Raw genomic sequence first — 1699 nt, forward strand, 5'->3', positions numbered from 1 at the left:
TAGTGTCTACTACTTGCTAGACACCACACTAGACACCTACGCTGTGTATCCACATATTGTTGATAGACATTAACTCTGAGTGATTGATTGTCTTGTACCAAATCTTTGCTTCCCCACTACTCCAACTTCCACAGGCTGCACCAATGAGCCATTTACTATATATTAAGTTTTCCCCTCTGTGTGGTTCGCTAGAATCATTTACCTCGTAGTACCACCCATTGGCTATCAAGTCACCGTAAGGGTCATTTACTAGAAAATGACCTTTCTCTGTATGTCCTTTAATGACTATTATGTGTCCTGAGTCAGTAAAGAAACCGTGAGCAATAACTGGTCTACCTTCATCTAAAGACTTGTAAATATCGTGAGTACCAGCGTTAGTGTTCAGTCTGTCAGTTAATCCATAGCTTTCTATCAGGCTTTTTATCCCTTGAGGGGAGAACCTGTTCCACCTACTTGCTAGGGCTTTATTATACAATTGGTCTTCTAACTGAGCTTCGCTGCCATCTCCTACAATCCCAAATTTTTTGAGGCACATTGCAACGCAGGTAATGTTGCAGGCAGTATACGGTTCGTACTTGTTGTCGGTTTGAGATAAGTAAGGTAGCTCAATGTTTTTCTTAATTCCGTCTGATGTGTTTTGAACTGACATAAGATTTTAGGTGTGCTATCGTTTACTTGTTAGGCAAACCTTCAGACATAACCCTCATATTACTTTGGAGGGTTTATTTTTTTGTGGCTACAAATAAACCAAGGAATCGCTGACCATGTAACATATATTCATTATAGCTTCTACTGTCTGCTTGTAAATAATTTATGTAGTTTTTATTAGTAGAAACCTAGCCGTACTTACTGTTTTCGTCTGACGGTTCTGCGTACCACATATACTTAGCTGTAGATGGTGCATCGGGTACATAGTACACTTCTCTCTGCGCCATCATCTGCAAATAAATCCTCCTAATCTCATCCTCTTCCTCGATGATGGAGTCAGCTACGAAGTCGTACCCCCAAATAGGCTCATTCTCTATTGAGTAAATAATCCCGAACTCTTCAGGCCAAGTACCATCAGTTTCTAAGCGCATAGCCTGAATATCCTTAATCCATTCCTTCTCCTCAGTTACCATAACTGCTTTATGAATACTATAGGTGTCATCTATACTGGTGTTATTCCTGCAATAGACATAGGCTAGGCAAACTAAACCTCGCTCCTTCTCCTTCTCTTTCTGCTTGGTTGGCGAATCCCCCCATACTAACCCCGGTATTAGGCAGCTAATCATTATAGTCGCTCCTACCATTACCATAGGGTTCCATGCTGCTGCCTTCCATATTAACGACGGTGCTGCACTGTTGCCTGCTACTGTCAGCCCTCCGGCGGTGGGTATCGCTACCTTAAGAATCTCTGGTGCTATCTTTTGCCCAACAAACTGTGCTGCTGAATAGCTCAAAACTTGGTTAATACCAAGATTATTAGTAATAATCATGTCAGCATTAGCTACTTTTAGCTGTGGTGTCATGTTAGGATCATTAATCACAGTCTCCAAATTATTTGCTGCTTGTTCTATCTCCTCTTTGCTACCTCTTAGTAGTTCCTTTAACCATTCTTTTGCGGTTTGTAATTCGGCTGGTACATCCTCCATCAAAACTTCTCTAAGAAAATCTAATCTGTAAGTAATTCCTGCTTTTATATCCTCCAGTATTGGCA

General features: G+C 41.0%; 2 protein-coding genes. Both read right to left on the reverse strand.

The window, feature by feature from the left end; translation table 11 throughout:
• Nucleotides 1-28 precede the first annotated feature (28 nt).
• On the reverse strand, nt 29-649 hold the full coding sequence (locus F6K13_RS31940) for a C39 family peptidase (RefSeq protein WP_287289712.1): 621 nt from the start codon (nt 647-649) through the stop codon (nt 29-31).
• A 187-nt stretch (nt 650-836) separates the two neighbouring features.
• Nucleotides 837-1699, reverse strand: an 863-nt coding sequence (locus F6K13_RS31945) for a hypothetical protein (protein ID WP_287289714.1), incomplete at its 5' end; no start/stop codon positions are given.

Origin of the sequence: Okeania sp. SIO2B9, from assembly GCF_010672505.1 — a bacterium.
In the GTDB taxonomy this organism is placed as follows: Bacteria; Cyanobacteriota; Cyanobacteriia; order Cyanobacteriales; family Microcoleaceae; genus Okeania; species Okeania hirsuta.

Coding starts and splice junctions, on each gene's coding strand:
- F6K13_RS31940 (WP_287289712.1), bottom strand. CDS start 649: ATGTCAGTTCAAAACACATCAGACGGAATTAAGAAAAACATTGAGCTA.